General features: G+C 63.1%; 23 protein-coding genes. 11 read left to right on the top strand and 12 right to left on the bottom strand.

Annotated features, from left to right (window positions below; all coding sequences use genetic code 11):
* Positions 1-55 precede the first annotated feature (55 nt).
* From fis to prmA, 4 genes are all read right to left on the bottom strand, one after another.
* Complete coding sequence (fis, locus tag BM321_RS22895; protein ID WP_007921650.1) at positions 56-376, bottom strand: DNA-binding transcriptional regulator Fis; 321 nt, start codon at positions 374-376, stop codon at positions 56-58.
* A complete protein-coding gene (gene dusB, locus BM321_RS22890; protein ID WP_092444924.1) occupies positions 373-1,380 on the bottom strand; it encodes a tRNA dihydrouridine synthase DusB in 1,008 nt (335 codons plus the stop codon). The genes fis and dusB overlap by 4 nt, the downstream gene beginning before the upstream one ends.
* 185 nt (positions 1,381-1,565) lie before the next feature.
* Positions 1,566-2,798, bottom strand: a complete 1,233-nt coding sequence (locus tag BM321_RS22885; protein ID WP_092444922.1) for a DUF3426 domain-containing protein — start codon at positions 2,796-2,798, stop codon at positions 1,566-1,568.
* Between the two features lie 30 nt (positions 2,799-2,828).
* Positions 2,829-3,707 (bottom strand): 50S ribosomal protein L11 methyltransferase, encoded by an 879-nt coding sequence (gene prmA / locus BM321_RS22880; protein ID WP_092331078.1) that lies wholly within the window; start codon positions 3,705-3,707, stop codon positions 2,829-2,831.
* A 191-nt stretch (positions 3,708-3,898) separates the two neighbouring features.
* Here prmA and BM321_RS22875 point away from each other — a divergent pair, with 191 nt between their 5' ends.
* Positions 3,899-7,870 carry a dermonecrotic toxin domain-containing protein gene (locus BM321_RS22875; RefSeq protein ID WP_092444920.1) on the top strand — a complete coding sequence of 1,324 codons (3,972 nt, stop codon included), beginning with the start codon at positions 3,899-3,901 and terminating at the stop codon, positions 7,868-7,870.
* Between the two features lie 80 nt (positions 7,871-7,950).
* Here BM321_RS22875 and accC read toward each other — a convergent pair whose 3' ends face one another.
* From accC to BM321_RS22850, 5 genes are all read right to left on the bottom strand, one after another.
* The gene (gene accC, locus BM321_RS22870) at positions 7,951-9,306 is read right to left on the bottom strand and encodes an acetyl-CoA carboxylase biotin carboxylase subunit (RefSeq protein ID WP_092331083.1); all 1,356 of its coding nucleotides are present in this window, start codon (positions 9,304-9,306) and stop codon (positions 7,951-7,953) included.
* Positions 9,307-9,323: 17 nt separating this feature from the next.
* Entirely contained in the window at positions 9,324-9,788 is a 465-nt protein-coding gene (accB, locus tag BM321_RS22865; protein ID WP_053118072.1) for an acetyl-CoA carboxylase biotin carboxyl carrier protein, read from the bottom strand.
* 48 nt (positions 9,789-9,836) lie between these two features.
* On the bottom strand, positions 9,837-10,289 hold the full coding sequence (gene aroQ / locus BM321_RS22860; RefSeq protein ID WP_092331086.1) for a type II 3-dehydroquinate dehydratase: 453 nt from the start codon (positions 10,287-10,289) through the stop codon (positions 9,837-9,839).
* A 446-nt stretch (positions 10,290-10,735) separates the two neighbouring features.
* Positions 10,736-11,629: a methyl-accepting chemotaxis protein gene (locus BM321_RS31375; protein WP_371856645.1), complete on the bottom strand. Its 894-nt coding sequence runs from the start codon at positions 11,627-11,629 to the stop codon at positions 10,736-10,738.
* 1,105 nt (positions 11,630-12,734) lie between these two features.
* Complete coding sequence (locus tag BM321_RS22850) at positions 12,735-14,405, bottom strand: GGDEF domain-containing response regulator (protein WP_092444916.1); 1,671 nt, start codon at positions 14,403-14,405, stop codon at positions 12,735-12,737.
* A 284-nt stretch (positions 14,406-14,689) separates the two neighbouring features.
* Between BM321_RS22850 and BM321_RS22845 the strand changes: the two genes are divergently transcribed.
* The 6 genes from BM321_RS22845 (at position 14,690) to BM321_RS22820 (ending at position 21,337) form a co-directional block, all read left to right on the top strand.
* Positions 14,690-15,757, top strand: coding sequence for a DUF2333 family protein (locus tag BM321_RS22845; protein ID WP_092444914.1), 1,068 nt, complete (start codon positions 14,690-14,692; stop codon positions 15,755-15,757).
* 3 nt (positions 15,758-15,760) lie between these two features.
* Positions 15,761-16,318 (top strand): NUDIX hydrolase, encoded by a 558-nt coding sequence (locus BM321_RS22840; RefSeq protein ID WP_092444912.1) that lies wholly within the window; start codon positions 15,761-15,763, stop codon positions 16,316-16,318.
* Positions 16,319-16,487: 169 nt separating this feature from the next.
* Entirely contained in the window at positions 16,488-16,859 is a 372-nt protein-coding gene (locus tag BM321_RS22835) for a translation initiation factor Sui1 (RefSeq protein WP_003197435.1), read from the top strand.
* A 211-nt stretch (positions 16,860-17,070) separates the two neighbouring features.
* Positions 17,071-18,984: an arginine decarboxylase gene (gene speA, locus BM321_RS22830; protein WP_060739342.1), complete on the top strand. Its 1,914-nt coding sequence runs from the start codon at positions 17,071-17,073 to the stop codon at positions 18,982-18,984.
* Positions 18,985-19,238: 254 nt separating this feature from the next.
* On the top strand, positions 19,239-20,546 hold the full coding sequence (locus tag BM321_RS22825) for a type VI secretion system Vgr family protein (protein WP_092444910.1): 1,308 nt from the start codon (positions 19,239-19,241) through the stop codon (positions 20,544-20,546).
* A complete protein-coding gene (locus tag BM321_RS22820; protein WP_092444908.1) occupies positions 20,543-21,337 on the top strand; it encodes a DUF4123 domain-containing protein in 795 nt (264 codons plus the stop codon). Before BM321_RS22825 ends, BM321_RS22820 begins: the two co-directional genes overlap by 4 nt.
* 2 nt (positions 21,338-21,339) lie before the next feature.
* Here BM321_RS22820 and BM321_RS22815 read toward each other — a convergent pair whose 3' ends face one another.
* Complete coding sequence (locus BM321_RS22815; RefSeq protein WP_092331102.1) at positions 21,340-22,689, bottom strand: MATE family efflux transporter; 1,350 nt, start codon at positions 22,687-22,689, stop codon at positions 21,340-21,342.
* Positions 22,690-22,868: 179 nt separating this feature from the next.
* Positions 22,869-23,162: a hypothetical protein gene (locus BM321_RS22810; protein WP_060739338.1), complete on the bottom strand. Its 294-nt coding sequence runs from the start codon at positions 23,160-23,162 to the stop codon at positions 22,869-22,871.
* Positions 23,163-23,326: 164 nt separating this feature from the next.
* Between BM321_RS22810 and BM321_RS22805 the strand changes: the two genes are divergently transcribed.
* Genes BM321_RS22805 through BM321_RS22790 form a run of 4 tightly spaced genes read left to right on the top strand, consistent with a single transcriptional unit; the run spans position 23,327 to position 25,599 of the window.
* Positions 23,327-23,632, top strand: coding sequence for a MazG-like family protein (locus tag BM321_RS22805; RefSeq protein ID WP_060739337.1), 306 nt, complete (start codon positions 23,327-23,329; stop codon positions 23,630-23,632).
* Complete coding sequence (locus tag BM321_RS22800) at positions 23,629-24,378, top strand: methyltransferase (RefSeq protein WP_092444906.1); 750 nt, start codon at positions 23,629-23,631, stop codon at positions 24,376-24,378. Before BM321_RS22805 ends, BM321_RS22800 begins: the two co-directional genes overlap by 4 nt.
* A gap of 25 nt (positions 24,379-24,403) precedes the next feature.
* Entirely contained in the window at positions 24,404-25,021 is a 618-nt protein-coding gene (locus BM321_RS22795) for a DUF4136 domain-containing protein (protein ID WP_092331107.1), read from the top strand.
* A gap of 20 nt (positions 25,022-25,041) precedes the next feature.
* Positions 25,042-25,599 carry a DUF4136 domain-containing protein gene (locus BM321_RS22790; protein ID WP_092171282.1) on the top strand — a complete coding sequence of 186 codons (558 nt, stop codon included), beginning with the start codon at positions 25,042-25,044 and terminating at the stop codon, positions 25,597-25,599.
* Between the two features lie 120 nt (positions 25,600-25,719).
* Here BM321_RS22790 and BM321_RS22785 read toward each other — a convergent pair whose 3' ends face one another.
* Complete coding sequence (locus tag BM321_RS22785) at positions 25,720-26,574, bottom strand: MaoC family dehydratase (protein WP_092444904.1); 855 nt, start codon at positions 26,572-26,574, stop codon at positions 25,720-25,722.

Genomic DNA, 26,574 nt, shown 5'->3' with positions numbered 1-26,574 from the left:
CAGCAAAAAAGGCGACCGTTTTTTATGCGGGCGCCTTTCTGGTTTGATTGAATGCTTACAGCAGATCGTACTGCTTGAGTTTCTTGCGCAGGGTGCCGCGGTTCAGGCCCAGCAGCTCACTGGCCTTGGTCTGGTTGCCCTTGACGTAGTTCATCACGCTTTCGAGCAGCGGTGCCTCGACTTCGGAAAGCACCAGGTTGTACACATCCGTGACGGCAGCGCCCTCAAGGTGGGCGAAATAATTGTGCAGCGCCTTCTCGACACTCCCGCGAAGGGTCTGACCTTCTTCGCTGGGCGTATTGAGGTGCTGTTTCAAATTCACGTTGTCGCTCACGGGTGCTGTTCCACTCACTAAAGTCTCGGTCATCATCGTCATGCGGCCACCCCTTCGTCCCCTGTCAGGCTCTTGTAACGCTCAGCGAAGAACGCCTGAACGTCGGCGCATTGTGCTTGCGTACCATCCAAACGATTGAAACGGGCGCGAAACTCCCTGGCGCCCGGCAGGGTTGCGAGATACCAGCCCACATGCTTGCGAGCGATGCGTACGCCCATGACTTCTCCGTAGAAGGCATGTAGCGCGGCCAGATGCTCTAGCAGAATACGTTCCACCTCGGACAACTGCGGCGGCGCCAGCTTTTCGCCAGTGCGCAGGTAATGTTCGATCTCACGAAAAATCCATGGCCGCCCCTGGGCGGCCCGGCCGATCAACAGGCCATCGGCACCGGTCGCGTCCAGCACGTACCGGGCCTTCTCGGGCGAATCGATGTCGCCGTTGGCAAAGACCGGAATCGACACCGCCTGCTTGATCGCGGCGATGGTGTCGTACTCGGCTTCGCCGGTGTACAGGTCGGCACGGGTGCGGCCATGGACCGCCAACGCCGTGATGCCCGCCTGTTCGGCGATCTTCGCCACCACCAGGCCATTCTTGTTCTCCCGGTCCCACCCGGTGCGGATCTTCAGGGTCACCGGCACATCGACCGCGGCCACTACGGCCTGCAGGATCTCGGTGACCAGCGCTTCATCTTTCAACAGTGCCGAGCCTGCGGCCTTGTTGCAGACCTTTTTCGCAGGGCAACCCATATTGATGTCGATGATCTGCGCCCCCAACTCGACGTTCGCCCGGGCCGCCTCCGCCAGCATCTGTGCGTCGCCACCGGCGATCTGTACCGAGCGTGGCTCGGGATCGCCTTCGTGGATCATGCGCAGACGCGATTTGCGGGTGTTCCACAAACTCATGTCGCTGGTGACCATTTCCGACACCACCAGTCCTGCGCCCAAGCGTTTGCACAACTGACGAAAGGGCTGGTCGGTGACGCCCGCCATAGGGGCGAGAACCAGGCCGTTCTGCAATGTATATGGGCCGATGCGTACCGCCGACATAGGACTTCCCTGAAGTGGGGCCGGATCATGAGACTTCGAAAAAGGGTTGGCATGATACCCGCTCTCGATGACTGGATAAAGATCGAATTGGATAAAATCTGAACAGCTATTTTGTTATCGCCAGCGGTTTGGTCTGGGCGGGGTCAGTCAGAAAGCTGCCGTCAATGGGCCGACCCTGGCCGGTTTCATTCGGGGGAATGAAAGCTCAAGCTGTAGTTCACCGCCTTGGGACCCGGATCCAGGATATCCAGCGCGATGTGGATGGGCGTTTGCGGCGGCATTTCGCCGCGGCCCTCGAGATCGCCGCCCAGGTACTCCCCGGGCTTGAAGCGACGGCTTGCGATCAGGTGCCCGTTGAGGTCGGCGAAGCGCAGTTCCAGCAACGGAAAAGGTTGGGAGAAGGGCGCACGGTTGTAGATGATCGCGTCCACCACCAAGGCACCGCTGAACTCCGGATGGCTGCGCACCACCAGGTTGCTGCTTTTGATCTTGGCGATGTCGACCTTGGACGGTACGTCGCAACCGATGGTCGGACAGATTTGCAGGAACCACGGCCGGTACTGGTCCTGGCGGGCCAGTTCTTCGAAATGGTAGGCGATGTACTGGCCACCGAGGGCCGCGGCGGCGAGCAGGATCAGCAGGGCCCACAACAGGCGGCGGCCCCAGGGCGAACGGCGTTTGCGCCAGTCCAGTTGCAGCGGGTCGTCGTCCAGGTCTTGGAGGGCCTCGGCGCGTATCCCCGGCTCCTGGCGCTCCCGTGACTTGCGCAGTGGCAGCGGTCGCTCGGGCTCATCGTCGTGGTCGTGGTCATCGGTGGCGGACAGGCGCTCGAGGTGTTCGTCGGGCTCGTCGTCCGGCGCGAGGTGGAGCGGGGCGACCGGTTCGTCGTCCGGTTCCAGTGGTTCGAGGGCCAGGGACAGGGACGGCTCGGTACGGGGTGGTCGCGCCGGTTCGTGGGGTTCGAACGGTTCGAAGGGGGTATCGAGGACGGTTTCGACGTGCTCGCCCGAGGTGTCGCTGTACAGGCTGTCGGGCCAGGTTTGCTGTTCGCTGGAGAGCGAATCGCGTTGCGCGCTCAGGTTGTCTTCCCGGCGCCGGCCGGCATTGCCCGGGGCGCGATTGTCGCGGCGCTCCAGGCGCGCCAGTTCCTTGTCCAGGTCATCCAGGTCCAGCTCGGCGGCGCTCCATTGTTTCTGGCTGATCGCCCGGGGCGGGGCGTCGGCGGCCGGCTTGGCGGGTGGCGCGATGGCAGGCACCGCTTGCCTGGCTGTGCGTTGTTCCAGCAACTGTTGTGCGGCATTGAATACCTGCAGGCACGAGCCGCAACGAACCACCCCGCGGGCCACGCTCAATTGAGCATGGCTGACGCGAAAACGGGTGTGGCAATGCGGGCACTGGGTGACGAAGCTGTCAGTCATGCGGCAATCCGGTGGATACAGGCGCTCATTCTAGCGCCGACGTCCGGTGATGCGCACCCAGCCATCGCGATTGGCGATCGGGTCCAGGTCAAAGTCCGCGGCATAAGCGGCGGCGACTTCTTCGCCCTGTTCGGCGAGGATGCCCGACAGCGCCAGGCGTCCGCCCGGCTTGACCAGGCTCGACAGTTGCGGCGCCAGGGCTACCAGCGGGCCGGCCAGGATGTTGGCCACCAGCACGTCGGCCTGGACCTGTGGCAAGTCCTGGGGCAAATACAGCGGGAACAGGGCTTCGGCGATGTTGTTGCGCCCGGCGTTGTCGCGGGAGGCTTCCAGGGCCTGGACGTCGATGTCGGTGCCGACCGCTTCCCGGGCGCCCAGCAGGAGGGCGGCAATCGCGAGGATCCCCGAGCCACAGCCAAAGTCCAGTACGTTGCAGCCCTTCAGGTCCTGGCTGTCGAGCCATTCCAGGCACAGCGCGGTGGTCGGGTGGGTGCCGGTGCCGAACGCCAGGCCCGGGTCCAGCAGCAGGTTGACCGCGTCCGGCTCTGGCGCGGCATGCCAGCTCGGGACGATCCACAGGCGCTGGCCGAAACGCATCGGCTGGAAGTTGTCCATCCAGCTGCGTTCCCAATCCTGATCCTCGATCACTTCACTGTGATGCTCGGGCAGCGGGCTGCCGGTCAGCAGCTCGAGATGGGCCAGCACGCTGGCGGCCTCGGTGCCGCCTTCGAACAGGGCCAGCAGGTGGGTGTGGGACCACAGCGGGGTGGTATTGAGCTCCGGCTCGAAGATCGGCTGGTCTTCGGCGTCCATGAAGGTTACCGATACAGCGCCTACTTCAAGAAACGCGTCTTCGTAGGTTTCGGCTTGTTCCGGGCTGATGGCCAGGCGTACTTGCAGCCAAGGCATGGCGGGCACCTTTGAAAAATCCACAGGAGGGCAGCGCAGGGCTGCAAAGGCGCGCAGTGTACGCCAGGTCGCCGCCAAAGTGGATAAGCGAGTCTCGCGCCGTCGGGGCGGTGTTTCGATATATATATGTATGCCATGGGCCTGCCCCAGGGCGGATAAGGTGCCGGTCCACACAGCAGGGAGGATTGTGTATGGACATCATTGCCGGACGGCAAGGCAACATGGAGCGCACGGGGCCGGTCGATTCCCCGCCAGTGTCGACCGCACAGGCGACCCTGGAAAAACTGACACGTTGGCAGGCGGCGATCGACGCGCGACTGCACACCCAGATGAGCCTGCTGGAGGTGCTGGAAGAATACTTGCTGGTCGAGCTGCGCACCTACCATTACCAAGGCAACATCGATCCGCACTTCCTGGGCACCCTGCTCGATACCGTGCTGCAGCGCATGATCGACCAGGCGCCTTTGGTGTATGACGAGGAGCAGGACGCGCCCTACCGTTGGCCCGATGGGCCGGACTTGGGTTTTGCGGCCGAGCGCCGGGCGTTCGTTGTCCAGGCGGTGGAAGGCGCGGCCTCGAGGTTTGTCGATCACTACAAGGACTATCTGCGGCGGCATTGGCGAATGACTGCGTACGATGCCTCCCTCGAAGACGTGGTCAGGCAAAAACTGGATGAGCACAGGGTCGCGGTCGACGAGCTGTTCCGGCCTGACCGTCTGGCTGGCCTGGGTGTCGATGAGTTGCGAGAGCAGATCGAAGCACTCCAGGACGCCTGGCGCCGGACGAGTCGCTTGACTGTATTGGCAACCACGGCCGAGCGCCGGGACCTTGGCGCGCTGGCGCGATTGCAATTGCCGCATTGGCTGCGGGGGCTGAGCCCTCCTGATCGTGAATCGTTGCGGGCTTTCGAGAGCCAGGCCGCGCTGGCGCAGGCGCTGGTGGATGAGCGGGTCGATGGCCTGGGCTCGCTGCGGGCCTTCGCTCGGCAACTGGCCAGGGACTATGTCAGGCAGGAGTTGGACATGGGGGTCGAGCCGGACAGCATTCGTGTGCAGTTGCAGTGGCGAACGGTCGTTGGTCAGCCCGTACGCACCTACAGCCTGAGTGAACTGGTGGCGGCAGGCCCGGTCCGGCCGGACGCGGTGTCGGTGTTCCTGGTCGAGAACGGCGGCATGCTCCGTAACCAGCCTCTTTCACCGGCCTTCATTGCGCAGTTGTTGGCCAGCGTCGACGCGCCTGCCGGGTACTTGCCAGCCTTGGCCGAGCGGTATGAGGCGGGGGACCTGAAGGACGCCATGCTCGATTGGTTTGTGGCGCGGTTGCAGCACAGTGCGTTTGTCGCCCGTTGTGCGGGCCAGTTGTCGGTGACCAGCCATGACCGCCTCGCAGCCCTCTGGGAAGGCGACATCGCGACGCCCATCGCCGGCGGGTTGCGTGTCGCCAGCCTAGTGCTCCCCAATGGCCTGAAGTGTGCCGATCTACTGGTGTTTTATCGTGAAGACGGGGGCGGTGCTGTCAGTGGCCTGCTGCTGTTTGCCCCCGGCAAACCCGATGGCCAGGAATGGATCGAGTTGCCTTCGCTGCGGGCCCTGAGCGGCGAAGTCGGGGCCTGGACCCAACACCAGGCCGGTCGCGAGTACCTGTTGCAGCAACTCTCGCCGACTGATCGTGGACAGGCCCGGGCGTACTTTGCCCGTGTGATGGAAAAACCGGTCTCCTGGGATCTGGAACAAGACCTCAGGGGCGCGCAGGCAAGTTTCAAGGCCTGTCTGCAGAACGCTGTCTCGACCGGCCTGGCCAATAACCTGGCACACGTGGAGCTGAGCGAGTCGCCTCGCTGGTACTCGGCATTGCCGCTTGAGTCCCGGCGCAACATCAGCGGCCTGAGCCAGGAATTCTTGGTTCAGCGGCAAGTATTCGATGAGCAGTTCGTGGGCTATGAAGTGTTCATGGACTTCGCCAAGCGTACCTTCGCCGACATGATCGGGCCCTACATGCGCAGCAAGGGGGTGCTTGAGGCGGTCGATCCGGCCACGGTCTTCATCGACTACATTCCGGGGCTGGCCGCCGAGAAAAAAACCACCAGCCTGCTGGACCTGGCCATCTACGGATACGAGCGCAACGCGGACATCGACGACCCCGCCAAGGGCGTGCGTTCCTCTGTCGGGCAGGATTTGGCGCAGGTTCGCAGTGCCGATCTGGCCTCCTACATTCGGGTGGCCTACCTGGGCGAGCGATATGCCAGGCACATCCGTGCCGGATTCCTCGACGCCACGGCGCCCGAGTATGCCAAGCGCCGCGAGGCTTACTGCTACATGCTGTTGGCCAGGATGGACCGCGACCTGCGTGTGGCCTACGGCAAGTCGATGTTGAGCGCCGAAGTGTTCCAGTGGCTCACCCGGCAAGTCACGCTATTGAGCGACGGGCGGCCTGCAAACAGCGCCACGTACCCCGGTGTCGCCGTGACGCGCGAAGGCGTGATCAAGCTGACCGTCGCCGGTCATGTGGTGTTGGGCGTCTACGTGTTCACCTACTTCGATCCGAAGGCTTCTTACTGGTTGTACACACCCGACGCGCCGGACGGCATCCTGTTTCGCCCGTACCTGGCGTTTTCCGGGAGCATCGCCGCGCAACTGCACGATTACGTACTGGAGCGGGTCGCACTCGCCGCCCGTGCCGCCGTGGAGCGGACACTGTTGGCGCTGGCGGCCGGGACCACTCGCGTCGACACATTGCGTGAACTCAATCGGCTGATGGATATCCGTGCCGAGTTCGATGCAGGCATCGAGCGCGCTGTCACCGATGTGGAGGACATCACCACCAGTCGTGCCGAAATGATCCGCAACCAGGTATTCCAGGGCCTGGTCTTCGCGGCCGTTCCGGTGTGCATGGTTTATCCGCCCTTTACCTTGTTGCTGGACATCGGCCTGATTGCCGTCAGCGCCAGGCAGGCCATCCAGAGACACGTGCAAGGCGACACGGAGGGCGCGCTCGGTCATTGGCTGATCGCGACCTGGGGAGCGCTGTTCGCCACGCTCGGCGCCGCCAGCATGGCCACGGCACTGGGGCACGCGACCAGGCACTTGCAGCGTGCCGTGAAGCCCTTGTCATTGTCTGCGCAACGCTTGAGAAGCACCTCATCGGTGGTCGCCAAAGAGTCCGGGCCGCTGGTTCCGGCCATACGCCTCAAGCCGCAGCAGGCGGTCGGCAGAACGCCAGGGGATCTGCAGTTGGTGACGGAGGAGGGGATTTTTTTCGGCACCTATCGCAGCCCGCCCAGCGCTTCGCAACCGCAGAGCACTTACTACATCGCGAGCGGGGGCAGGTACTACCAGGTGAAGAGGGACCCTTACTTTGGCGGCCTGTGCCTGGTGGATGCCCGGCGTCCCGGCGCGTTTTACAAATTGCCCATTCGCAGGATGGCGAATGGCAAGTGGACCCATAACAGAGTCGGGTTGAGCGGTGGCAATGATGAGGTGCGCAATCTGGGGCGCATAGGCGATTTGCGCGAGGCGTTCCCCGGGCATGTCTCCCCGGACGTGACAAGGGGGGCGTTGCAGGGCGAGGCCGTGGTGGCGAAGTTCAGCGAGGCGGCGGACAACTACCTGTTCTCGCTCAATGCACAGACGTGCGTGATCGCTTCGTTGTACAACCCGACCACCCGGGTCGGGGCGGTCATTCATTTCGATCACAACATCCGTGCGCTGATCGAGCGAAGTGTCCGGGATGTGATGCGGCGCCTGGGGGGATCGGCCAAGGATGTCCGTGCCACCCTGGTCGGCGGGGACTGGTTGACGGGGGCTGACATCGGCGAGCCGGTCAGGCAGGTGATGAGGAGGCATGGGCTGCGACCGACCTGGGATCACTGGTCGTATTCTTCCTGCCTGGGCAATAACTATGGCGTGTCACTGGATTTGCGCACGGGGGTCACGTCGGTATTCAAGACGTCCGGCAGCCAGGTCGAACGCTTTTACATACCTGTCCTGGCGCGAGCGAAGAACAACACGGATCCGGTGTCCATGCGGGCTCGCGGATTCATGGCGCGCATGCGCAGCGACATCCTGGTGGAAAATGCCAACGGCGTCGTCCTCACCCAGCAGGGGAGGCGGGCGAATGCTGCGAAGATCGAATCACACGCCTACTCCATGGTGGCGTTGAAGTGATCCGTCACTTGCGCCTTTGAGGCGCGCGCAAAAAAAGACCCCGGCCAATGGACCGGGGTCTTTTTACATCACGTGAGGCATCAGTGCTGGTTGCCCAGCTTGTGCTCCAGGTAATGGATGTTGACGCCGCCTTTGCAGAAGCCTTCGTCACGTACGAGATCGCGGTGCAGCGGGATGTTGGTCTTGATCCCGTCTACCACGATTTCGTCCAGCGCATTGCGCATGCGCGCCATGGCTTCTTCACGGGTCGCCCCGTAGGTGATCAGCTTGCCGATCAGCGAATCGTAGTTCGGCGGAACGGCATAACCGCTGTACAGGTGCGAATCGACGCGAACGCCATTGCCGCCCGGGGCATGGAAATGCTTGACCGTGCCTGGGCTTGGCATGAAGGTTTTCGGGTCTTCGGCGTTGATCCGGCATTCCAGCGCGTGACCGCGGATGACCACGTCATCCTGGGTGAACGACAGCTTGTTGCCGGCGGCGATGCTGAGCATCTCCTTGACGATGTCGATACCGGTGACCATTTCCGAAACCGGGTGCTCCACCTGAACACGGGTGTTCATTTCGATGAAGTAGAAACGACCGTTCTCGTACAGGAACTCGAAGGTACCGGCGCCGCGATAGCCGATGTCGATACACGCCTTGACGCAACGTGCCAGGACTTCCTCGCGCGCTTTCTCGTCGATGCCCGGTGCCGGCGCTTCTTCGAGGACTTTCTGGTGACGACGTTGCAGCGAGCAGTCGCGGTCGCCCAGATGGATGGCCTGGCCCTGGCCGTCGGACAGCACCTGGACTTCGACGTGACGCGGGTTGGTCAGGAATTTTTCCAGGTAGACCATCGGGTTGCCGAACGCCGCGCCCGCTTCGGAGCGGGTCAGTTTCGCCGAGGAAATCAGGTCTTCTTCCTTGTGTACCACGCGCATGCCGCGACCACCGCCGCCGCCAGCGGCCTTGATGATCACCGGATAACCGACTTCGCGACCGATGCGCAAAGCGGTTTCTTCGTCTTCAGGCAGCGGGCCGTCGGAACCCGGAACGGTCGGTACACCAGCAGCGATCATGGCGTGCTTGGCCGAAACCTTGTCGCCCATCAGGCGGATGGTGTCGGCTTTCGGGCCAATGAAGGCAAAACCGGAGTTTTCCACCTGTTCGGCGAAGTCGGCGTTTTCCGCCAGGAAACCGTAGCCCGGGTGAATGGCGGTGGCGCCGGTCACTTCGGCAGCGGCGATGATCGCCGGGATGTGCAGGTAGGAGTGCGCAGCCGACGCCGGACCGATGCAGACGGATTCGTCCGCCAGGCCCAGGTGCATCAGTTCTTTGTCGGCCTTGGAGTAAACGGCGACGGTCTTGATGCCCATCTCTTTGCAGGCACGCAGAATCCGCAGGGCGATCTCACCGCGGTTAGCGATCAGAACTTTTTCCAACTTCGCAGTCATCAAAGGCTCTCCGCGGTTCAAACGATGGTGAACAGCGGTTGGTCGTACTCAACCGGCTGGCCGTCTTCGACGAGGATGGATTCGATCACACCGCTGGTTTCAGCTTCGATGTGGTTCATCATCTTCATGGCTTCGACGATGCACAGGGTGTCGCCTTTCTTCACGGTCTGGCCGACTTCAACGAAGGACGGCGAGGATGGCGAAGACTTGCGATAGAACGTGCCCACCATTGGCGAACGAGCGACAGTGCCGTTCAGCGTCGGTGCCGCCGGTGCGGCTGGCGCTGCGGCGGCAACCGGGGCTGCTGCCGGAGCAGGCGCGGCGGCCGGAGCCTGCATCGGGGCCGGTGCATAGAACTGCTGGGCCGGGGTCTTGCTGTGGCGGCTGATGCGTACGGACTCTTCGCCTTCCTTGATCTCAAGCTCGTCGATGCCGGACTCTTCCAGCAATTCGATCAATTTCTTAACTTTACGGATATCCATGAATCATCAACTCCCAAGGGTCGGTCAGGGGCGTTTAACGCTTGTTGTTCAAGCTGGTGCCTGTTTATCAAGCTGTTCTAGGGCGGCCTCCAGGGCCAGTCGGTAACCGCTGGCGCCAAGGCCGCAGATCACTCCCACTGCTACATCGGAGAAGTAGGAGTGATGGCGGAAAGGTTCGCGTTTGTGCACGTTGGACAAGTGCACTTCGATGAATGGGATGCTCACCGCCAGCAGCGCGTCACGTAATGCGACACTTGTATGTGTAAAAGCTGCTGGATTGATCAAAATGAAATCCACGCCTTCGCCGCGCGCGGCATGGATGCGGTCGATCAGTTCATATTCGGCGTTGCTTTGCAGGTAGAGCAAATGATGGCCGGCGTTGCGGGCCCGCTGTTCCAGGTCCTGGTTGATCTGGGCCAGTGTCACGGCGCCGTAGACGCCCGGTTCACGGGTGCCCAGCAGGTTCAGGTTGGGTCCGTGCAGGACCAGTAGGGTCGCCATCTGCTGTTCCTTGTTATCTGTGAGCAGGTATCAGAACCCGGCGACTATGCCGCAAAGCCTTAATGACTGTCCAGTTCTCGGCAATAGCCAGCACGATGAGCGATGTTTGCGCGAAATTTGTGACCCGGGTCTCTGATCCGGTCATGCGGTTGGATACCGCCCCCTGTGGCAGCCTCAATTCCCGGGTACCCGCCAATCAATGTGGGAGCGAGCCTGCTCGCGATGACTGCGGCACATCCAGCATCGATGCAAGCTGATCCACCGCTTTCGCGAGCAAGCCCGCTCCCACAGGGTGGACTGCGGTGAGCGGTAATTCCCGGGCCTCCCGAATCAATGTGGGAGCGAGCTTGCTCGCGATGACGGCGGCACATCCGACATCGATGCAAGCTGATCCACCGCTATCGCGAGCAAGCTCGCTCCCACAGTGATTCATGCAGTCTGTGGCTCTAAACCCGAAATGCCTGCACGGCGGTGTGCAAACGTCCGCCCAACACCAGTAGGTTATCGCCCTGTTCCCGGCCCTGGCCGATGCGCAGCAGGTTGTCTGCGCCCAGTTGGTGAATCCGCTCGCTGTGATCGCGGATTTCGCTGACGGCGCCGCTTTGCTGGGCGGTGACGTCGGCGATGCGTACCGCCGTGTCGGAGATGGTCTGGATGGCGCCGACGATCTCATCCAGCGCGCCGTCGGCCGCTTGCGCCTGGTTGGCGGTGGCTTCGGCGTGTTCGACCTGGGCGCGCATACCGTCCACCGATTGGCGCGCGGCCAGTTGCAGGCGGGCGATCAGTGTCTGGATTTCGGCGGTGGCGCCCGCCGTGCGCTGGGCCAGGGAGCGGACTTCCTCAGCCACCACCGCAAAGCCGCGGCCCATTTCCCCGGCGCGAGCCGCTTCGATGGCCGCGTTGAGCGCCAGCAGGTTGGTCTGGTCGGCAATCGAGCGAATCACCGTCAGCACGCCGCCGATGGTGGCCGATTCCTCGGCCAGTTGCTCGATCATCTGCGCGTTGCCTTGCACTTCCCCCACCAACGCGTGCAGGCCCGTGAGGCTCAGGCCGATGACTTTCTGCCCTTGCTCCACCGCTTGCCCGGCGCTGCGACTGGCGCCTGCGGCCTGGCTGGCATCGTCGGCCACTTGCTGGATCGTCGCTTCCAGCTCGCTGAGGGAATCCCGGATCAGCGCCGTATCGTCGGCCTGATCCTCCGCACCACTGTGCAGTTCGCCGCTCAGCTCGGCCAGGGCCCGGCTGCTGCCGGCGACCTGTTCGGCGTTCACCCGAATGGTGCCCACCAGGTCCACCAGGTAAGCGCGCAGGCGATTGAGCGAAGCCTCGATGTCCTGCATTTCGCGGTTGCTGGCGCCCACGTGGATGTCCCGGCTGAAATCTCCCTCGGCCCAGGTCGACAGAGCTGGAGCCAGGTGCGTCAGGGTACGGGCCAGGCGCCGCTGCAAGGTGTCGATGAGCAGCGCGATCAGCAGGATCAGGCCGATCATCACCCCCTGGATCATGCGAACCTCCCCCTGGATCTGCCCATGCTGGGCCCGTACCGCTGGTTCCAAGGTATCGATCGCCGTTTGCACGTCGGCGATTTTCAGGTGCGTGGCATTGCTCAACTCGGTGCGTTTCTGGATCAGTTCGCGGGTGCGGGTCAATTCCGCCGGGTAACGGCCGAGCAAGCTGTTGAGTTCGCGCTTGAGGGCGATGCCCGCATCTTCGGCGGCGGTTTTTTCCTGGGTCTCCAGGCCCATCAGCGCGGCGAAATCATCGCTGCCCGATTCGCTGCTGGCGGTGACACCCAACAGGGGCAGGCTGTCGAGGCGTTCGGCCTCGACACGGATGCTCGCCAGTTCCCGTTCGACATCGGCGGCCAATTCGCTGCGGCCGCTGCTGACCAGTTTGTCCCGCGTGAGGGACAACCGACCCAGGTGCTGCGAAGCGGCAAACAACGGAGGCAGGTAGGCCGGGGCACCATTGGCGTATTGGGCCAGTTGATCGAGGCTGGCGCTCAGTTCACGCTCGGCCTGCAACAACAGGGCCTGCGGATCGCCAGCCAGTTTGCCGGCGGCCAACAGATCGGTCTTGCTGAAACCGTCGAGGTTCGACAGGCTCGGGCGCAAGGTCTTGGCCAGCTCCGGGGGAAACTGGTCGAGGTCTTTCTGCAGCGTTTCCAAGGCCTGGGTGGCCGCGCTCAGGCGCAAGGCGTCGCCGCTGGCCAGGTAGTCCTCGGTGTTGCGCGCCACTTCGCCCTGGAACTGCCGCGACAGGCCCAGGTAGCGCTCCATCAGCATGTAGGGGCGCTCCAGGGCGATTTGCGACCACCACAAGGTGGCTCCGAGGCCCAGGCACACGGCAACTAAAAGAACGGTGTTGAGATTGGTCAGCAGCTTCAGGCGCATCAAGGGTCTACCGAGGGCAGAATCGTAAGTGCCTGAAGTTATTGCGTTTGCGTTACAGGTTTATGACCGAGTCAGTCGATTCCGATGAAAAGGTGGCACTTTGCTTTGATTGCCGGGCGCTTTGTACCCGGTTGCGTCCGGCGTGCTTGGCACGGTATAGCGCTTCATCCGCCTGGCTGGCCATCATCAGGCTGTCGGAGTCATCGCTCATCTCCACCACGCCAGCGCTGAAGGTGCACCACAAATCCTGGGGCTGGGCCGGATAGTGGATTTCGGCAAAGCGCTGGCGAATTTCATCCAGCACTTTGCAGGCGGCGTCGATATCGGTGTCGGGCATGACGATGGCGAACTCTTCGCCGCCGTAACGGCCGATGAAGTCGGTCTTGCGCAGGCGTTGCTTGAGAAACAGCGCCAGGCTCTTGATCACCCGGTCGCCCATGGGGTGGCCGTGGCTGTCATTGACCCGTTTGAAGTGATCGATGTCGAGCATGGCGAAGCTCAGGGGCTTGCCTTCGCGACGGGCGCGGAAGCTGCAATCCTCGAGCAGTTGCAGGATATGGGTGTGGTTGTACAGGCCGGTGAGGCTGTCGCGCACCATCCGCGCCTTGAGGTTGCGCGCCCGGGCGGCACGGTTGCGCACGGTGGTGATCAGGTGCCGGGGTTTGATCGGTTTGGTCAGGAAGTCGTCGCCACCTTCGCTCATGGCGTCGAGTTGCTTGTCCAGGTCGTCTTCGGCGGACAGGTAGATGATCGGCACGCTGACATAGCGGTCATTGTGACGGATGACCTTGGCCAGTTCCGTGCCGGTGCAGGCTGGCATGTACATGTCGAGGATGATCAGGTCGGGCTGGAAATCCGCCAGTTCGGCCATGGCCTGGATCGGCTCGATCAGCGTACGGGTGATGATGCCGGCGCTGTTGAGCAGGCGCTCGGTGTGCAAGGCCTGGGCGCGGGAGTCATCGATGATCAGCACTTTGTAGGGGTCGTACTGGGCAACGCAGGTCAGCACTTCGATCTTTTCCAGCAGGCTCGAGGCTTCGAGGGTGCCGGTGAGGAATTCCTGCCCGCCGGCGCGTACCGCGGCCAGGCGTGTCGGAGTGTCGGTTTCCAGCAAGCTGAAGAACAACAGCGGCAACGGTTGTTCCAGGCCTTCCTGGGCTTCGGCGGCCAGTTTCAGGCCGGTGCCCGGGCCGCTGAAGTCCACGTCCATGACAATCGCCGCCGGCAGGCGCTCGATCATCGAGGCCCGGAACGCCGCGACACTGTCCAGTGCCTGGGCGCTGAGGCCGAAGAACGCCAATTGCTTGGCCAGGCGTTCGGCGCGGTCATGGTCCTGCAGCATCACGTAGATGGGTTTGCGCAGCGGCGGCAGGAAGGTCTGTTCGAGCTGGTCGCCGTGGCGCAGGCCGGTGCGAGACAAGCGCTGCATCAGTCGGTTGAGTTCGGTGATCAGCTGGCTGCTCAGGCGCCCGCGATTGGCGTCCACCGCTTGCAGCGACTGGCTGATGTCTTGGGCCAGTTGGGAATGCTCGGGCTGTTCGAAGCGCTCGGCAAAGCGCAGCAAGCGCAGATTGGCTTCGCTGAGCTCCGACAGATCGGTGCTTGACCACTCACTGCGTTGCAGGCGCTGCCAAATCTCCAGCATCTGGCGAGCCTGATGAATTACCCGCTGGGCAAAGTGGTGCTTGAGGCGCTCGCGGCTGGGGTCTTCTGGCTCGGTCATATCCTGACTACTAGTTAGGGTGCATGCTGAGGTCGACTGGTGGCTCTATGCTAGCATCTCTTTTCCTCCTTATGAGTGTCATACGTCAATATTCTGTCCAGTCGCCTGATTCAGTTTGTGACCGGACAGTCTCGTAGGCCGATGACAACGCTTCCTTTATAGTGCTGTTCGATTGCCCTGTCGCGCCCGGCATGGTTGGCGCCGCATTATCGCGTTTCAAATCAGGCACGATGGCGTAGGGTTGTGGTCGAATCGAGAACTCAAGTGATTGAAGGAACATCGCCATGCTGGACTGGAAAAACCGCGCGGGCAGCGCGCCTGAACGTGCCACCGAGCCGAAATCGGACACCCGCAGCTACCTGGGTGGGCTTTTTTTCAGCCGCGCACTGGCCACGCTGATCGGCCTTTACCTGCTGGTGACCATTGCCCTCGGCTGGTACTGGAGCCAGGAGCCCGCGTTGTTCCCCGTGCAGCAGAACGCCCAGGCCGCAGCCGAGAGGGATGGCCGGCAAATGGTGGTGGGCTACACCACGGTCGAGACGCTCAAGACCGTGGCCGGGACCCTGCTGACCAAGCAAGGCGGCTACATTTCCAACGACCGCTTCCCGCCAGGCCTGTGGATGGACAACATGCCGAGCTGGGAATACGGCGTGCTGGTGCAGGTTCGCGACCTGAGCCGCGCCCTGCGCAAGGACTTCGCCCGTTCCCAGTCCCAGTCCGCCGAGGACGCCGACCTGGCCAAGGCCGAGCCGCGCTTCAACTTCGACAACCGCAGTTGGGTGCTGCCTTCCAGCGAATCCGAATACCAGGAAGGCATCAACTCCCTGAGCCGCTACCAGGCCCGGCTGTCCGATCCGAACCAGAAAAGCGCGCTGTTCTATGCCCGTGCCGACAACCTGAACAACTGGCTGGGGGACGTCGGCACGCGCCTGGGCTCGTTGTCCCAGCGCCTGTCGGCCAGCGTTGGCCGGGTCAAGCTCAACACTTCGCTGAAAACCGAAGTCACGGCCCCGGGCCAAGTGCCGCAGGTGGACGAAGAGGTGGTCGAGACCCCATGGCTGCAGATCGACAACGTGTTCTATGAAGCCCGCGGCCAGGCTTGGGCACTGTCGCACCTGCTGCGCGCCATCGAAGTGGACTTCGCCGATGTGCTGGCGAAAAAGAACGCCACGGTCAGCGTGCGGCAGATCATTCGTGAACTGGAAGCGTCCCAGGAACCGGTCTGGAGCCCGATGATCCTCAACGGCAGCGGCTTCGGTGTCTTGGCGAACCACTCGCTGGTCATGGCCAACTACATTTCCCGGGCCAACGCAGCGGTCATCGACTTGCGGCAACTGCTGAACCAGGGCTGATCCATGAGCGAAAGCCCCCGGGAGGTTGCTCACCGAGCGGCCTCGGATGCCGAGTTGATCGCGTGGGTCGACGAGCACGACAACCTGCTCGGCAGCCTGGTGCGTTCGCAACTGCGCGAGCGCGGCCTGATCGGGCGTGGCACCTACATCATGCTGTTCAATTCGGCCGGTGAGCTGTGTGTTCACCGGCGCACCCTGAGCAAGGCCATCTACCCGGGTTTCTGGGACGTGGCGGCGGGCGGCATGGTCCAGGCCGACGAGACCTACGCCGAGTCGGCCGCTCGTGAGCTGGCGGAAGAACTGGGCGTGAGCGGCGTGGAACTGACCGCCCACGACCATTTTTATTTCGAAGACCCCAGCAGTCGCCTGTGGTGCTCGGCGTTCTCGGCGGTGTGGGACGGCCCGCTGGTCCTGCAGCCTGAAGAAGTCCTCGAAGCGCGTTTCCTGCCGCTTGAACAGGTGCTCGATGAAATCCAGCGCATGCCTTACTGCCCGGACTCCCTGGCGGCGCTTGAACGCTATTTGCGTGCCCAGGGTGGCGACGTCGCAAAGAAGCTATAAATTGGCGCTGATTGGCCCTTAGCAAGTCGGCTTTTTGCCGTTACACTGCGCGACTTTTCAAGCTGAACCGCGTCTGCGGTCCAGTAGCGCTGCCCCTGCCTGAGTGGGGTTTCGCGGTCGAGGCACGTTCTCCCCTCGACCAGTCTTTGTCCTCCCAAGAGGATTGCCGGTGGCCAAAAAAGCCGCATCCTTCGCCGCCCTGGGCGGCCTGGTATTTTCTACCGACGCCGGTCGTCATTGTCCTGATTGCCGTCAACCGGTGGATGCCTGCATCTGCAAACAGACCGCCATCCCTGCCGGTGACGGCATTGCCCGTGTGCGCCGTGAAAGCAAAGGTCGCGGCGGCAAGACGGTGACCACGATCACCGGCGTGCCGTTGGCCGAAGACGCGCTCAAGGAACTGGCCACCACATTGAAGAAACGTTGTGGCACCGGTGGTGCGTTGAAAGACGGCATCATCGAGATCCAGGGCGATCATGTCGAGCTGCTGCTGGCGGAACTGGTCAAGCACGGCTTCAAGGCAAAGAAGTCCGGCGGCTAGCAGCTTCTGTGAAAACCACCCTCGGCTTGACCCGGACCCGACGTTGGAGGTCGCCCGCATGGTTTTCACAGAGCCTGTTCTGAACGGGTTTCTAAACTCACCGCTGGGAGCAGGGTCTACCTTGCTAACAGGCAATTCGTCATTTTCACTCTCTAGACTGCCCCAGCCTCCGACCGGATGGTGCATTTTGACTTCTTTATAGGGGACTTCGATGTCCGTACGACGCACACGCAAAGACGATGGCAGCCAATGGACAGTTGCGGACAGCCGCAGCGTTTACGGGATTCGCCATTGGGGGGCCGGGTATTTCGCGATCAATGAAGCCGGTCGCGTCGAAGTCCGTCCGAACGGTCCCGGCAGTTCGCCCATCGACCTGTTCGAGCAAGTCGACCAGTTGCGCCAGAGCGGCCTCTCGCTGCCCTTGCTGGTGCGCTTTCCCGACATCCTGCAAGACCGCGTGCGCCAGCTGACCGGCGCGTTCGACAGCAACATCGCGCGCCTGGAATACCAGAGCAAGTACACCGCGCTCTACCCGATCAAGGTCAACCAGCAGGAAGCGGTGATCGAGAACATCATCGCCACCCAGAACGTCTCCATCGGCCTGGAAGCCGGTTCCAAGCCGGAGCTGCTGGCGGTACTGGCCCTCGCGCCGAAGGGCGGCACCATCGTCTGCAACGGCTACAAGGACCGCGAATTCATCCGCCTGGCGCTGATGGGCCAGAAGCTGGGTCACAACGTCTTCATCGTCATCGAGAAAGAGTCCGAAGTCGGCCTGGTGATCGAAGAGGCCGCGGTGCTCAAGGTCAAGCCACAGGTCGGCCTGCGCGTGCGCCTGTCGTCCCTGGCGTCGAGCAAGTGGGCCGATACCGGTGGCGAGAAGTCCAAGTTCGGCTTGTCGGCTGCGCAACTGCTGTCGGTGGTCGAGCGCTTCCGTGCCGCGGGCCTGGACCAGGGCATTCGCCTGCTGCACTTCCACATGGGCTCTCAGATCGCCAACCTGGCGGACTACCAGCACGGTTTCAAGGAAGCGATCCGTTACTACGGTGAGCTGCGCAATCTCGGCCTGCCGGTGGATCACATCGACGTCGGCGGTGGCCTCGGCGTGGACTACGACGGCACGCACTCGCGCAACGCCAGTTCGATCAACTACGACATGGACGATTACGCCGGTGTCGTGGTCGGCATGCTCAAGGAGTTCTGCGATGCCCAGAGCCTGCCGCACCCGCACATCTTCTCGGAAAGCGGCCGCTCGCTGACCGCCCACCACGCGATGCTGGTGGTGCAGGTGACCGATGTCGAAAAACACAACGACGACGTTCCGGTTATCGACAACAAGCAGGAACTGCCGGAAACCGTGCAATGGCTGGTTGACCTGCTGGGCCCGACCGACATCGAGATGGTCACCGAAACCTACTGGCGCGCCACGCATTACATGAGCGATGTGGCGACCCAATATGCCGACGGCAAGCTGACCCTGGCGGAAAAAGCCTTGGCCGAGCAGTGCTACTTTGCCGTGTGCCGTCGCCTGCACAACTCGTTGAAGGCCCGCCAGCGCTCGCACCGCCAGGTACTGGATGAGCTCAATGACAAGCTGGCCGACAAATACATCTGCAACTTCTCGGTGTTCCAGAGCCTGCCGGACACCTGGGCCATCGGCCAGGTACTGCCGATCCTGCCGCTGCATCGCCTGGACGAAGAGCCGCTGCGCCGCGCCGTGCTGCAGGACCTGACCTGCGACTCCGACGGCAAGATCAAGCAATACGTCGACGAGCAGAGCATCGAGACCAGCCTGCCGGTTCACGCCCTCAATCCGGGTGAAGACTACCTGCTGGGTATCTTCCTGGTGGGCGCCTACCAGGAAATCCTCGGTGACATGCACAACCTGTTCGGCGACACCGACTCGGTGAACATCTACCAGAACGCCGATGGCAGCGTGTACCACGCCGGTATCGAAACCCACGACACCATCGAGGACATGCTGCGCTACGTGCACTTGTCGCCGGAGGAGTTGATGACTCACTACCGCGACAAATGCGCCAGCGCCCGTATCAGCGCCGCCGAGCGCACCCAGTTCCTCGATGCGCTGCGCCTGGGGCTGACGCGTTCGTCGTACCTGTCTTCCTGATGGAGGGATAGCGCCAATAGCCGTCCCCTCGATGCCCACCGGGGCTGTCAGAAAACGCACCGCACATTGCGGGTTTTTTCGGATAGTCCCGGAGGGCATTTTTATTTACGCCACGGCTATTTCTTCACACCGGTGCATTTAATCGGTGATGTCCTTATTTCGTGTAGTCCCTTTCCTAACCTGTACTTGGCCCCTCTACTCGGCCATGGCGGTCGGCGAGAATCCCCGGCCGCCCCTCCTGTAGAGAAACGCCGATGTCCGATCCAGCCTGCGAGCCAGCATTTCGTCTGGAGATAGCCGGTCTGCCCGAGCCTGTTGACGTGGTGGCCTTCACGGGTAGCGAAGCCATTAGCGAGCCCTTTGTCTATGAAGTGGAGCTCCTGTTGCACGATGCGAACCTGGACTTGGCGAGCCTGCTGTACCGCAGCGTCTGGTTGAGTTTCGGGCCCCCGGGCCGGGGCATTCATGGACAGCTCCATGAGTTGGTCCGACACCGTCACGGCGCCGGTTGCCGGGTGCGTATCGGGCCGAAGCTGGCCTGTCTGGCGCAGCGCTTCAGCCAGCGGGTATTCAGTGCCCGCTCGGTGCCGCAGATCATTCGTCAGGTGCTCAAGGCCCATGGCATCAGCGGCCGTCGCCTGTGCCTGGACTTGAGCGGCGATTATCCCCCCCAGGATTTCTGTACCCAGTATCGGGAATCGGACCTGCAGTTCCTCCAGCGCGTGTGCGCCCGGGCGGGTATCCACTTTCATTTCGAACACACGCGGGACGGGCATTGCCTGGTGTTCGCCGACAACCCCCACAGTTTTCCCCCCGCTGGCAAGGCGGTCTACGTGGACGACGGGTCGGTTGCCGCGGTGCGGACCTTCAGCGTCCACACCGATGTGTCGGGGCAGCAGGTCGCCCAGGGGCGCAGCGAACTGACGAGCCTGCGCAGTGGCCAGGTGCTGACGTTGACGGACCATCCGTTTGCCGGCTGGAACCGGCGCTGGCTGTTGACGAAGGTCGAGCATCGCGGCCAGGCGGGTGTGTATGGCAACCATTTCAAGGCCATTCCGCGGGGCGTGCTGTTCGTGCCGGACAGCGTCCCGGCCAAGCCACGCATGGTGAGCCGGCAACGCGGTTGGGTCGTGGCGGTGGACGAGCCGCCGGAACTGGGAGCGGGGCGCGTGGCGGTGGAATTTGACTGGGTCTACCAGGGCGAAGGTTCCAGCCCCAGTCATTGCTGGCTGCCCTTGGCGCCGGAGCTGGCTGCCGGCGGGGCGGCCGCGCTGTGTGACGGTACCGAGGTGCTGGTGAGCTTTATCGAAGGTGATCCGGATCGGCCGTTGATCAGTGCCTTTCTGAACACGCCTGCCTCGACAGCGGTCGTGGATGAGTCATCCTCAGGCGAAACACTTGGGCGGTCGGTTGTCGATCCGGTGCTGTTGTCGGCGATGCGGGAGGCCGAGCCGCTGGTCTTGTTGTGCCTGTTGCCCGAAGGCGGGCCTTTCAACCCCTGCGGCCAACCGCTGTGCACCTGCCGTATGCTCATGGGGCACGGCGCGGGCGTTGCTCGATGAGCGCGGCCGTGCCTGGATCAACGCCGCAGTGGTTGCTGCTGGACGTACCGAGTGCGCCTGAGGCGGTGCGGCTGGTGCATGCGCAGTTCGCCGAGGCCCGGCGTTTTGCCCTGTTCGAAGGCACCGAGTTGCATGGGCTTCGCGAGCACGGCCCGCTGTTGGTGGATCTGCGTCAATCACCCGCGCTGGTCAGCCTTTGTCACCTGGACCCGCGCGCCTGGCCGGGGTTGTTGTTGGCCAGTCCAAAGCCCGTCGTGCAATTGCTCACGCATCTGCGGCGCATGCTGACGGTGACATTGGGCCTGCATCACAAAGCCCTGTTGAATTACTACAACCCGCACACCGCCAGCTATTTTTTCGACGGTTGCGATTCCCATGAGCTCAGTTGCTGGCTGGGTCCGATCAGCCTGGCGCGCTGGTTCGGTGGCACATGGGCCGACCGGGCGATCGGCAGCCAGGGCTGGCAACAACTGTCCAACCCGGGACTGCCGGTGGCGGCGTTGGAGAAAGAACACGGCCTCAGCGACCGACAGCAGGGCCAGTTGCAACGATGCCTGTTGGAGCGCCACGCGTGGCAATGGTGCCGCTCCACCGGGCGTGATTACCGTCGGCTGTGGGAGGATTTGCAGCAGGGGCTGGCGTTGGGATTCACCGAGCGGACGGTGCTCGATGACTGGCTGTGGCTGCGCCTGCAATACCCCGATGCCCGGCCCATCCCAGGGCCGGAGGGAGGCTCGCAGCGCGAGCGTCTCGATCACCTGCGGCGGCGGTGGCAGGGTCGCCAGGATTGAAGTTATGGGGGCGGCGCGCCGAGCCAACGGTCGCGCCGCTGCAAGTGCCAGGCAAACCCACCGAGGGTCAGGCTGCGCAGGGCCATGAACAGCAGGAAGGTGATCCACAGTCCATGGTTGCCCAAGCCCAGCAGCATCCAGGCGATGGGCGACACGAGCAGTAGGGTCAAGACCATGCCGTTGCGCATTTCCCGGGCGCGGGTGGCACCGATGAACAGGCCGTCGAGCAAGTAGCTCCAGACCGCGATCAGCGGCAAGGTCGCCAGGTAGGGCAGATAGACGTAAGCGGTGGCGCGCACGTCGGGGATATCGGTTTGCATGTCGATGAACAAGTGGCCGGCGAGCAGGAACAACAGGGCAAAGCCGAGGCTTGCAATCAGTGACCAACCGCCGGCCACCACCAGCGAGCGGCGCAGGGCCAGGCGGTCGCGGGCGCCAATGGCATGGCCGCACAGGGCTTCCACGGCGTGGGCCAGGCCGTCCAGGGCATGGGCGGTCAGCAGCAGGCCGTTGAGCAGCAAGGCATTGGCCGCCACGGTGGCGTCCCCCAGGCGCGCGCCTTGCACCGTGATCAGGAAAAACACCGCTTGCAGTGCCAGGCTGCGAATGAAGATGTCCCGGTTCACCGCCAGCAGCGGACGCCAGTTCTGCCACACGCCCAGGGCCGCCCAGGCCATCTGCCCGGGCCAGGCCCGCAGTGTCTTGCGAGCCAGGGCCAGGCCGACCAGCGCTCCGGTCCACTCGGCAATCACCGACGCCCGGGCCGAACCGGTCACGCCCCAGTCCAGGCCGATCACGAACCAAAGGTTCAGGGCGATGTTGACCAGGTTGGTCACCAACAGGATCGCCAACGGTGCCCGGGCATTCTGGGCGCCGAGGAACCAACCCACCAGCGCATAGCTGGCCAGCGCCGCTGGCAAGCCGAAGAGCCGGGTGTGAAAAAAGTCGCGGGTCAACTGGTTGAGCTCGGCGGACGGCTGCATGAAATGCAGCGCCACGTCGCTCAACGGCACGCCGACGGCACCGAGCAGCAGCGCCAGCCCCATCGCTAAGAGCAGTCCTTGCCACAACACTTGCCGCAACGCCGCCCCGTCACCCCGCCCGGCGGCCTGGGCGGCGAACCCGGTGGTGCCCATGCGCAAGAAGCCCATGGCCCACGCCAACACCGTATACAAGCTCGCCCCGACCGCCACGGCGCCCAACTGATGGGCATGGGGCAAATGGCCGATGACGGTGCTGTCCACCAACGCCACCAGCGGCACGGAGATGTTCGAGAGAATCATCGGCGCAGCCAGTGCCCAGACCCGGCGATGGGTCAGGCGGTCGCGCCAGTCGGTGATCAGGTTGGACATGCGGGCTCCTTGATGGAGCGCGATTGTAGCGGGTTCTTGATCGTGCCCACGTCCCGCGTGGAAATGCCTCCATAAATCTGTGGGAGCAAGGCTTGCCCGCGATGAAGATGACGCGGTCTTTCAGGGAACCGAGGCGCCTGTATCGCGAGCAAGCTTTGCTCCCACAAGTGCTCTGGACCCTAGTGAATGATCCAACTCAACAACCACAACCCCAGCACCAGCCAGATGATGCCCATGACGATCGAGGCCCGCATGAAGGCGCGGATGGCCGAGTACAGCAGCATCAGCCCGAGGATCAGCGCGATGATGCTGATGATCGAAGTGTCCATGCCCAAGGTGCGTGACAGCCCATCGACGAAGTTGCCGCCGGCGTTGGCCAGGATGTTGAAGAGGCCGCTGAGCAGGTCGACGATGAAACGGATTACCGAACCGAGCGCCTGGCCGAGCCATTCGAAAAAGCTTTCTACCTGCATATGTGCATCCTGATGGGAGGGAATCCGAACTGAGCCGTTGGCTCCTGATTGTAGGAGCTGTGGCGGCCGAGTTGGTTCGATTATGGGGCAAACCGTTGCTTCGTACCGAGACGCTTGCCTTCCCCGATCATCCCCCTGAAGCTATGCGCATTCAGGAGAACCCGATGAACCTTGTTGAACTGACCGCACGCCTGCATGCCATTCGTGACCATAACGATTGGCGGCAATTCCACAGCCCGAAAAATCTCGCCATGGCCGCCAGTGTGGAAATGGCCGAGCTGGTGGAGATTTTCCAGTGGCTGACCGAGGACCAGTCGCGCCAGTTACCGGCGGACAAACTGGCCCACGCCGGGCAGGAAGTCGGTGACATCGTGTTGTACCTGTTGCTGCTTTGCAGCGAGCTGGGCCTGGACATGGACGCCGTGGTGCGCAGCAAGCTGGCCGACAGCGAACGGCGGTTCGGCCAATGAGCGACCGTCATTTCGATCTGCTCGCCACGCGCTTCGCGGAAAAAATCTACGGCGGGGCCAAGGGGGCGATCCGCCTGGCGGTACTTCAGGCCGATCTGCTGGAAACCTTGCCGCGCCGTCCATTGCGTGTGCTGGACATCGGCGCAGGCCTGGGCCACATGTCGTCGTGGTTGGCCGAGCGCGGTCACCAGGTGACCCTGGCCGAGCCGGCCGAGCCCATGCTCGAAGGCGCCCGCCAGCGTTTTGCCGAGGCCGGCCAGCAGGCCACGTTCATCCAGGCACCGTGGCAGGACCTGCTCGGCCAACTGACCGAGCCTTACGACCTGGTGCTGTGTCACGCGGTGCTGGAGTGGCTGGCCGAGCCCCACGCGATCCTGCCGGTGCTGCATCAACTGACGGCGCCTGGCGGTTGGCTGTCCCTGGCGTTCTACAACCGCGACGCGCTGATCTATCGCAATCTGCTCAAGGGGCATTTCCGCAAGTTGCGCAAAAATGACATGGCCGGCGAAAAACAGAGCCTGACGCCGCAACAACCCCTTGATCCGCGAGATTTGGCGACGCAACTTGAAGGCTTGTGGCAGGTCGAAAGCCAGAGTGGCGTACGGGTTTTCCATGACTATATGCCGGTGGAGTTCCAGGGCCGCGTGGAACTTGCGCAGTTGCTGGAAATGGAACTGGCCCACCGTCGCCATCCGGCGTTTGCCGGGTTGGGACGTTATCTGCACTGGATCTGCCGTCCCCTCTGATCCGCACGTGCAATTGGAGCGCGAAATGAAAGGTCGTTCAGGGTTGTTGGTGCTGTGCCTGGGGCTGGTGGCCTGCCAGGGCAGCAACCCCTATGTCGCCACCTCCAATCCGTTGCCGCCGGCACCACCGCAGGCCGCCACGGTGTTCGACCGCAGCGCCTACCCGGCGCCGCCTCGTGATTACGGGCGCTATCGCAGCTGGGCCTGGCGCGACGGGCGCCTGCCGCCGGGCACTGCCTGGGCGGATTCGGCCCAGGTGGCCGAAGCGGTGAGCAATGCCCTCGACCAGCGTGGCCTGCGGCCGCTGCATGACAACCGGCCCGCCGACCTGTTCGTCAGCGCCGACCTGCGCCTGGAGACCCGCGTGCGCCAGGTCCGGGATGATTATGATGCCGGCTATTACGGCGGCTATAACCGTTATGACCGCTACGGTCCGGGCTATGGCGTGTACCATCCGGTGCCGATGGTGCGCACGTATCGGGAGCAAGTCGTGGTGGTTCGGGTGGACCTGTTCGATGCTCGCACCGGTCAGCCGGTGTGGAGCGCCAGCGCCGAGACGGGCCAGCGGGGCAGCCAGAACGAACGCACCGATGCCATTCGCGAGGCAGTGGAAAAAGCCATGTCGGCGTATCCCCCAAGTTGATTACGCAACGGAGAAAAATCATGTTTCGCCGTCTTGCTCTATTGGCCTTCACCCTGTTGCTGGGAGCGTGTGCCTCTAACCAAGTCAACCATGACTTCGACACCAGCCGTGACTTTGCGGCGTATCGCAGTTGGAGCTGGAAAGACCCGGCGCTGCAATATCGCCCCGACGACCCACGCATCAAGAGCGACCTGACCGAACAGCGGATCCGCCAGGCGGTGGCCGATCAACTCGACCAGCGCGGCTTGCGCCCGGCTGCGGCGGGCGGGCGCGGCGATGTGCTGGTCCAGGCCTATTTGATCGTCGAGGACCGCCAGCAGCAGGTCACCACTAACTACGGCGGCGGTTGGGGTGGCCCATGGAATGGCTACTGGGGTGGGCCGATGTACAACGAAACCCGCAACATCAGCTACAAAGTCGCCACCGTGCAGATCGACCTGCTCGACGGCAAGGACGGCAAGTTGGTGTGGCGTGGCAGTGATGAACAACTGCTCAGCAATTCCCCCAACCCGGCCGACCGCAACACGGCTGTGCGCGAGACGGTGGGGCGGATTCTGTCCAACTACCCGCCGCGCTGACCACGGCGAATTCAAGATGGGTGGAGGCTGAGCCGCCGCCATTGCGAGCAAGCTCGCTCCCACAGGGATTGGCGGCGGACATCGTATCTATGAACACCCAGAACAAACTGTGGGAGCTGCTCAGGTCACCGGCCGCCACTCTCCCACCATATGCTCCAGCGCCCCGGTCCCCACCAGTTGCAGTTGTCCACTGGAGCCCACCGCGCTGGACAGCAGGGTCACTTCGCTGGGCAGGCGCACCGGTTTCTTGAAAGTCACCTCGATCTCGATGTTGTCTTCGGGCAGGTGGTCATCCAGCGCTGCCAGGGTCCTGGCCTTGTTCCACAAGCCATGGGCGATGGCGGTGGGGAAGCCGAACAGCCTGGCGCTGATACCGCTCAGGTGAATCGGGTTGTAGTCGCCGGACACCTTGGCGTACTGCCGGCCAATGTCGGCCGGCGCGGTCCAGTGCGCCACCTCCATCAAGGGCAGGCTGATGTCTGGCCGGTCTTCCACCAGCGCGCCGTCAAGCTGGACTCCCTTGCACAGCATCTGGCTCTCAGCCTCCCATAAAGGGCCCAACTGGTCATCGACGCGGGTCACGAGATTGAACACCGCGCCCTTGGGATGGGCTTGCAGGTTCTCGACATGGACGCTGGCCCGCACCTGGCCGACCCCGCCCATGGGCCGCAATACGCGAATGCGGTTGCTCAAGTGGATCAGCCCCAGCAGCGGAAAGGGAAAGTCCCGCCCCGTGAGCAATTGCATCTGCAGGGCAAACGCCAGAACGTGGGGATAAGTCGGCGGCAGCAGTCCGTTATCGACGAAACCGCACACTTTGCGATAGGCCGCCAGCCGTTGCGGGTCGACCTGAAGCACCTGGCGCAGGCCTTCCTCGGGCAAGGTCGTTCCGGTGACCTTGCGCCGCGTCGCCGCTTTTGAATAGAGCCCGGACATGGATGGCGGGCTGCTGACCTCATGCCATTGGATCGTCAT

Source organism: Pseudomonas sp. NFIX10 (assembly GCF_900111955.1).
Classification (GTDB): domain Bacteria; phylum Pseudomonadota; class Gammaproteobacteria; order Pseudomonadales; family Pseudomonadaceae; genus Aquipseudomonas; species Aquipseudomonas fluorescens_AA.
This window is presented reverse-complemented; position numbering and strand designations above follow the sequence as displayed.

Coding starts and splice junctions, on each gene's coding strand:
- fis (WP_007921650.1), bottom strand. CDS start 376: ATGACGATGATGACCGAGACTTTAGTGAGTGGAACAGCACCCGTGAGC.
- dusB (WP_092444924.1), bottom strand. CDS start 1,380: ATGTCGGCGGTACGCATCGGCCCATATACATTGCAGAACGGCCTGGTT.
- BM321_RS22885 (WP_092444922.1), bottom strand. CDS start 2,798: ATGACTGACAGCTTCGTCACCCAGTGCCCGCATTGCCACACCCGTTTT.
- prmA (WP_092331078.1), bottom strand. CDS start 3,707: ATGCCTTGGCTGCAAGTACGCCTGGCCATCAGCCCGGAACAAGCCGAA.
- BM321_RS22875 (WP_092444920.1), top strand. CDS start 3,899: ATGGACATCATTGCCGGACGGCAAGGCAACATGGAGCGCACGGGGCCG.
- accC (WP_092331083.1), bottom strand. CDS start 9,306: ATGACTGCGAAGTTGGAAAAAGTTCTGATCGCTAACCGCGGTGAGATC.
- accB (WP_053118072.1), bottom strand. CDS start 9,788: ATGGATATCCGTAAAGTTAAGAAATTGATCGAATTGCTGGAAGAGTCC.
- aroQ (WP_092331086.1), bottom strand. CDS start 10,289: ATGGCGACCCTACTGGTCCTGCACGGACCCAACCTGAACCTGCTGGGC.
- BM321_RS31375 (WP_371856645.1), bottom strand. CDS start 11,629: ATGCAGGACATCGAGGCTTCGCTCAATCGCCTGCGCGCTTACCTGGTG.
- BM321_RS22850 (WP_092444916.1), bottom strand. CDS start 14,405: ATGACCGAGCCAGAAGACCCCAGCCGCGAGCGCCTCAAGCACCACTTT.
- BM321_RS22845 (WP_092444914.1), top strand. CDS start 14,690: ATGCTGGACTGGAAAAACCGCGCGGGCAGCGCGCCTGAACGTGCCACC.
- BM321_RS22840 (WP_092444912.1), top strand. CDS start 15,761: ATGAGCGAAAGCCCCCGGGAGGTTGCTCACCGAGCGGCCTCGGATGCC.
- speA (WP_060739342.1), top strand. CDS start 17,071: ATGTCCGTACGACGCACACGCAAAGACGATGGCAGCCAATGGACAGTT.
- BM321_RS22825 (WP_092444910.1), top strand. CDS start 19,239: ATGTCCGATCCAGCCTGCGAGCCAGCATTTCGTCTGGAGATAGCCGGT.
- BM321_RS22820 (WP_092444908.1), top strand. CDS start 20,543: ATGAGCGCGGCCGTGCCTGGATCAACGCCGCAGTGGTTGCTGCTGGAC.
- BM321_RS22815 (WP_092331102.1), bottom strand. CDS start 22,689: ATGTCCAACCTGATCACCGACTGGCGCGACCGCCTGACCCATCGCCGG.
- BM321_RS22810 (WP_060739338.1), bottom strand. CDS start 23,162: ATGCAGGTAGAAAGCTTTTTCGAATGGCTCGGCCAGGCGCTCGGTTCG.
- BM321_RS22805 (WP_060739337.1), top strand. CDS start 23,327: ATGAACCTTGTTGAACTGACCGCACGCCTGCATGCCATTCGTGACCAT.
- BM321_RS22800 (WP_092444906.1), top strand. CDS start 23,629: ATGAGCGACCGTCATTTCGATCTGCTCGCCACGCGCTTCGCGGAAAAA.
- BM321_RS22795 (WP_092331107.1), top strand. CDS start 24,404: ATGAAAGGTCGTTCAGGGTTGTTGGTGCTGTGCCTGGGGCTGGTGGCC.
- BM321_RS22790 (WP_092171282.1), top strand. CDS start 25,042: ATGTTTCGCCGTCTTGCTCTATTGGCCTTCACCCTGTTGCTGGGAGCG.
- BM321_RS22785 (WP_092444904.1), bottom strand. CDS start 26,574: ATGACGATCCAATGGCATGAGGTCAGCAGCCCGCCATCCATGTCCGGG.